Below are 6,442 nucleotides of genomic sequence, written 5' to 3'. Positions count from 1 at the left end.
CGCGACATCGCCTGGGAGGACGTCTCGACCGACGAACTCGCCGGCAATGCCCGCTATTGGGAGCTCGCCCCCGGCGCCAGCTGGCACGGCTTCACCAGGGTTGCGGCCGGCTATGCCATGACCGATCCCAACAAGCTGACGCTGCTGACCCCGGGGTTCGATCCCCAAACCGGCAACTATGCCGACCACGGCATCCCCGCCCCGGTCGTGGCGCAATATCTGCGCGAGAACCGGATCGTCGCGGAAAAGAACGACCTCAACTCGCTGTTGTTTCTGCTGACGCCGGGCGTCGAGGCCAGCAAGGCCGGCACGCTGATCAGCGGCCTCGTCGCGTTCAAGAAACTGCATGACGACAATGCGCTGCTGGCCGATGTGATTCCGGAGTTCCATCAGCGGCGGTCGGCGCGCTATGCCGGCGTTCGGCTGCGCGATCTCTGCGCGGACATGCACCGCTTCTTCCGCGACGCCGACGCGAGCGGCCTGCAGACCAGGCAATTCCTACCCGAACATCTGCCCGAGATCGTGCTGTCGCCGCGCGACGCGACGCGGCTCCTGGTCCGCAACGACGTCGACTATCTGCCGATCGACGAGATCAAGGGGCGCATTGCGACCACGCCGTTCGTGGTCTATCCACCCGGCATTGCCGCGATCGTGCCGGGCGAGCGGCTCACCGAGCGGGCGCAACCCATGATCGACTATCTCAAGATGTTCGAAACCTGTTTCAACCTCTTCCCGGGCTTCGACGTGGAAATCCAGGGCGTCTATAAGGAGATCGATGCCGCCGGCCGCATCCGCCTGCATACTTACGTGGTCTCCGAATGAACCTGCAGACCGGCAAGCCGCAAATGGACAGCGGACAACAGATTTTCGTCCGGCCGACACGGGAAAGCGATGTCGAGGCGATGCTTTCGATCTACCGCCGCCACATCCGCCGCGGGGTCGAGGACAGCGTCGACGATAGCGGCACCCCGGAACCGGACGATCTGCGTGAGCGGCGCAAGAACCTGCGCAATCACCGCTTGCCGCATCTGGTCGCGACGAGTGGCGGCGAGGTCGTGGGCTACGCCTATGTCGTGCTGTTCCGCAAACGGCCGGCCTATCGCTTCGCGGTCAAGCATTCGATCTATGTTCACGACGAGCATCTCGGCCGCGGCATCGGGCGGCTGTTGCTGCAGGACCTGATCGATGCCTGCGCGGCGGCCGGCTTCCGGCAGATGATCGGCTATATCGACGCCGACAACACGGCATCGCTCGCCATCCACGAGAAGTTCGGCTTTGCAAGAGTAGGGCTGCTGCCGGGTGTCGCCTATCGCTACGGCCGCTGGTCCGACACCGTGATGGTGCAGCGCTCGCTTGGTGTGGGCGCAACGGAGCCGCCACCGCCGGCGGCGACGTTCGGCCGATGACTCACCCTATTACTTCTTCCGGTGCAGGAAGCCCTTGACCGCCGCGATCACCGAAGGCGAGCGGATCCGATCGGCGAAAAGATGCTCCTCCTGGCCCATCCTGCGCAGCACATCCTCGGTCGGCAACTTCAGGAGTTTTCGCGAGATGGCGACCGCCTCGGGCGGTAGCGCGCAAATCTCGCGCGCCGCCTTCTGGGCTTCAACGATGGCATGGCCCGGCGGGACGATGACATTGACAAAGCCGGCCACGCGGGCTTCCTCCGCGCTCATCGGCCGGCCCATGACCAATAGCGAGAACGCGCGCTGATGGCCGGCCATTCGCGGCAGCAGCAGGCTCGATGCGCCCTCGGGAACGAGGCCATACTGAATGAAGGGCGACAGGAACGAGGCCGTGGTACCGGCGATCACATAGTCGCAATGCAGCACCATCGTGGTTCCCATTCCGACCGCCACCCCGTCCACCGCGGCGATGATCGGCTTCTTGTTGTTGATGAGCGCCTGCAGGAAGATGACGGAGCTGCGTGCCTTGGCCGGATCGCGCTTGGCCGACGCGTCGTCGACAAAATCCGCCACATCGTCACCGGCGGTGAAAACGCCCGAACGTCCGGTCAGGATCAGACAGCGGATGTCTGGATTCGACTGCGCGGAGTTGATCGCCTCGCTCATGGTGAGAAACATCTGGCGGGAGATCGCATTCTTCTTCTCCGGCCGCCGCATCACGATGGTGCGGGTGGCCTCTTCGTCCGAAACAATGATGTGAGGCATCGTAGCTCTCCCAGACGCCGGCGAACCGCTCTCAGGCCGATAAACTGCGACGCCTCAGCCCTGTTCAATCGATCCCTTCGAAGAATCTCGAAAAGCAAGCGCTCGGCATAGCTAACCTACCTGCGGCGCTGCGGGAAGACCTCAGCCGGCATGGCGGTCAAACAAGTCGTCAGCGAGCGAAGCGACCGGCAGTGCCCTATTGGCCGGAGGGAGTGCGCAGGCCATGCCAGGCGTCCCGCACCTGGTGGTAATGGGTGTCGGCTTCATAGTCCGGGGTATCGAGGTTCAGCGCCTGCGCGTCGAGCCGTCCGACCGCGCTCAGCAGCGTATAGGATGCGATGACGCGGTCGCGTTGCGCCATGATCTGGCGCGACCTCGCATTCGTCACGTCCTGCTGGGCGTTCAGTACATCGATGGTCGTGCGTTGCCCGCCCTGCGCCTCGCGTCGAACCCCCTGCAGCGCGACCTCAGCCGCGCGCACCTCGGACTCGGCCGCGGTGAGCGCGACCTTGGTTCCCTCATTGGATACCCAGGCGCTGATGACGGCGGTGCGGGACTGGCTCCTCACCTGTTCGAGCACCAGGCGGCTTTGTGAGGCCACCTCCTTGGCCTGACGGGTTTGCGAGGCTGCCATGCCGCCGTCATAGATCGGCACGTTGACCTGTCCCAGCACCGAAGCCTGATCGGTGGACGCGGTCGTCAGGCTGGTATCGGTCTGGACCGAGCGACTGACGCCCGCCTGCACCGAGACGGTCGGCAGCAGGCTGCTTTCCGCCAGCTTGATCGAGGTCTGCGCGACGTCGACGTCGAAACCGGCGCCGACGACCGCCGGGTGCTCATGGCTCGCGGTCTCGATCGCCGCGGGCTCCGTGACCGGCACCAGGCGATCGACGGGGCTCGCGGCGGCAAGCTGCGTCGGCGCATCGCCCACGACCTGCTTGTAGATCTCCTTGCTGATGGCAAGCGCGACTTCGGCGGCGTTGAGATCGGCCAGTCCCCGGCTCAAACGGGACTCGGCCTGCGCCGTATCCGTCGGCGTGACGTCGCCCGCGGCGAGGCGCCGTTTCGTCGTCGCCTGGATTTCGCGCAAGACGTCGACATTGGTCCGCTGTGCCTCATACAATGCATTGTTCGCCATCACGTTCATGTAGGCCGTGACGGTGTCCAGCAGCACGCCCTGCTCGACGTTGCGCAAGGCCGCGCGTCCTGACTGCACCTGAAACTCCGCGGCACGGACGCTGTTGGCGGTCTTGAAGCCGTTGAACAGGGCCTGGCTGACGGTGACGCCGATGGTCCACGGACGCAAGGTCGCGGTCTGAAGGGTGTTGTCGGGCAACAGATTGCGCACCGCCTGCAATCCGGCGCCGAGGCTCGCCACGATCTGCGGACGATAACCCGAGAGCGCCTGCGGCACATTCTCGTCGGTGCCGCGTTGCCTGGCACGTTCCGCATTGAGTTGCGGATTGGTCTGGTAGGCTTTCACCAGGGCGTCTTGCAACGTCTCGGCGGCGGCCGGGACCGCCATCATCACCTTGACGAACATCAGGAGCGCAAAGCTCGCCAGCACCCTCCGGCTTCCCGGCCGGCGGGAAACCGGCGAACATTCGCAGCCCGCCTTGCTAACAACCCTGGCCATCGCTCCGGTCCATCATTCCGCCGAGGCCAGATGCCCCTCGGGGACAAACCCCGGCCGGCTTCGCCGCGAGAACATCGAAATCAATGCCGGCAACGTCAACAGAATAACGACCGGCGCGAGCATCATGCCTGCAACCACTACGACCGCCAGCGGTTTTTGGACCTGGGATCCTATTCCGGTGGACAACGCGGCCGGCAGCAAACCGACGCCCGCCACGACGCAGGTCATCAGCACGGGACGCAATTGCAGTTCGCCGGTGCGCAGGATGGCGACGCCGCGTTCTACCCCCTCGTCGATCAGCTGATTGTATTGCGACAGGATGATGATGCCGTCCATCACCGAAATGCCGAACAGCGCGATGAATCCGATCGCGGCCGAGACCGAGAACGGAATACCGGTCACCAGCAATCCGACGATGCCACCGAACACCGCCATCGGGATCACGCTCATCGTCAGGATGGTATCGACGACCGATCCAAAGTTGAACCAGATCAGCAACGCGATCAGCGTCAGGCTGATCGGCACCACAATGGAAAGCCGCTTGATCGCATCCTGCAGATTGCCGAACTCGCCGACCCACTCGATCCGCGAACCGGGAGGCAACTGCACCTGCGCCGCGATCTTCTGCTGCGCCTCCTGGATGGCGCCGCCCAGATCGCGCTCTCGCACCGAAAACTTGATCGGCAAATAACGTTCCTGCTGCTCCCGGTAGATATAGGCCGCGCCGGATACCAGCTTGATCGTGGCCACCTCGCTGAGCGGCACCTGCGTGATGCCGTTCGGACCCTGGGCCCCGATGCGTAAATTCTGGATGGCTTCCGCGCTCTTGCGATATTCGGGCGCCAGCCGAACGATGATCGGAAAATGCCGGTCGCTGCCGGGCTCGTAGAGATCGCCGGCAGTATCGCCGCCGATCGCCGTGCGGATCGTCGTGTTGATGTCTCCGGGCGCCAGCCCGTAACGCGCGGCCCGCGCCCGGTCGATTTCGATCTGGATCGTCGGCTGGCCGAGCGAGGTGAAGACGGCAAGATCGGTGATCCCCTGCACGGTCGCCAACACGGATTTGATCTTGTTGGCAGTCGTGGTGAGCGCCTGCAGATCGTTGCCGTAAAGCTTGATGGAGTTCTCGCCCTTCACGCCGGACACGGCTTCCGAGACGTTGTCCTGCAGGTATTGCGAGAAGTTGAACTCGACACCGGGAAATTTGGCCTGCAGTTGCGCCAACAGCTTGGCGGTCAGCTCATCCTTGTCTTCGCGGTCCGGCCATTGCTTGGCAGGCTTCAGCGGCGCAAAAAACTCCGCATTGAAGAAGCCTGCGGCGTCCGTGCCGTCGTCGGGCCGGCCGTGCTGCGACACCACCGACTCGACCTCGGGCCGGCTCGCAATCAGCCTGCGCATCTCGTTGACGTAGGAATTGCCCTCCTGCAGGGAGATCGTCGAGGGCAGCGTGGCCCGAATCCACAAATTGCCCTCCTCGAGCTTCGGCAGAAATTCGAGGCCCAGCAGACGGACCGCGAGTGCCGTCATCACGATCAGCGCCAACGCGCCAATCAACACCATCCGACGGCTGCGCAGCGAGCGCGCGAGCGCCGGCATATAGAGGCGATGCAGAATCCGCATCAGGAAGGTCTCGGTATGCTCGACGTGCGCCGGCAGGATGATCGCGCTCAACGCCGGCGATATGGTAAAGGTCGCAAGCAGGCCGCCGGCCAGCGCATAGGCGTAGGTCCTCGCCATCGGGCTGAAGATATTGCCTTCGACGCCGCTCAAGGTGAACAGCGGCAGGAAGGCTGCGATGATGATGGCGGCCGCGAAGAAGATCGATCGCGACACGTCGGCGGCCGCGGTCAGAATGGCATGGTGCTTCATCCCCATGACCGTCCTTGGCGAGATCGTGGCCCGCTCATCGTCGGAAAGCGGCTCGGTATGCGAGAGGCGGCGGAAGATCGCCTCCACCATGATGACGGTGGCATCCACGATCAAGCCGAAATCGATCGCGCCGACCGACAACAGGTTGGCCGATTCACCGCGCAGCACCAGGATGCTGACGGCGAAGAACAGTGCGAAGGGTATTGTCGCGCCCACGATCAGGGCGCTGCGCAGATCGCCGAGGAATATCCACTGCAGCACCACGATCAGGCTGATGCCGACGACCATGTTCTCCAGCACGGTCCCGGTCGTGGTCTCGATCAGATCCTTGCGATCATAGATCCGTTCGATATGGACGCCGGGGGGCAGGATGGTGGAATTGTTGATCTGGTCCACCAGCGCCTCGACCCTGGCAATCGTCGGCGAACTCTGCTCGCCGCGCCGCATCAGGACGATGCCCTGAACGATGTCATCGGCGTCGTTTTCACCGGCGATCCCAAGCCGCGGCTGTTCGCCCACGGTTACGGTTGCGACGTCCTTGACCAGCACCGGCGTCCCGCCGGTCGACGCGACCATGGTATCGGCGAGGCTGTCGATCGAGCGGATCAATCCGACGCCGCGCACCACAGCGGATTGCGAGCCGATATTGACCGTGTTGCCCCCGACATTGATGTTTGAATTGCTGACCGCCTGCAACAGCTGGGGCAAGGTCAGCCCGTTCGCCACCAGCTTGTTGAAATCGACCTGCAGCTCGTAGGTCTTGGTC

At 63.9% G+C, this 6,442-nt stretch carries 4 protein-coding genes and 1 pseudogene; 2 read left to right on the top strand and 3 right to left on the bottom strand.

What is annotated here, in order from left to right; genetic code table 11:
- Positions 1 to 822, top strand: a pseudogene (locus tag WCB02_RS33175) (amino acid decarboxylase); the annotation flags it as partial.
- Positions 819 to 1,406: an N-acetyltransferase family protein gene (locus tag WCB02_RS33170; RefSeq protein WP_423965049.1), complete on the top strand. Its 588-nt coding sequence runs from the start codon at positions 819 to 821 to the stop codon at positions 1,404 to 1,406. The pseudogene WCB02_RS33175 and the gene WCB02_RS33170, both read left to right, overlap by 4 nt.
- Positions 1,407 to 1,415: 9 nt before the next feature.
- Here WCB02_RS33170 and WCB02_RS33165 read toward each other — a convergent pair whose 3' ends face one another.
- The 3 genes from WCB02_RS33165 to WCB02_RS33155 all read right to left on the bottom strand — a co-directional run.
- Positions 1,416 to 2,171 (bottom strand): enoyl-CoA hydratase-related protein, encoded by a 756-nt coding sequence (locus tag WCB02_RS33165; RefSeq protein ID WP_423965047.1) that lies wholly within the window; start codon positions 2,169 to 2,171, stop codon positions 1,416 to 1,418.
- A gap of 196 nt (positions 2,172 to 2,367) precedes the next feature.
- A complete protein-coding gene (locus WCB02_RS33160) occupies positions 2,368 to 3,714 on the bottom strand; it encodes a TolC family outer membrane protein (RefSeq protein WP_423965051.1) in 1,347 nt (448 codons plus the stop codon).
- A gap of 105 nt (positions 3,715 to 3,819) precedes the next feature.
- Positions 3,820 to 6,442 (bottom strand): efflux RND transporter permease subunit (locus WCB02_RS33155; protein ID WP_423965045.1); only part of this gene is annotated, 2,623 nt, incomplete at its 5' end.

The sequence above is a fragment of the Bradyrhizobium sp. genome (genome assembly GCF_049581145.1).
Classification (GTDB): domain Bacteria; phylum Pseudomonadota; class Alphaproteobacteria; order Rhizobiales; family Xanthobacteraceae; genus Bradyrhizobium.
Note: the sequence above shows the minus strand (reverse complement) of the source record. Positions and strands in the feature narration are given on the sequence as shown.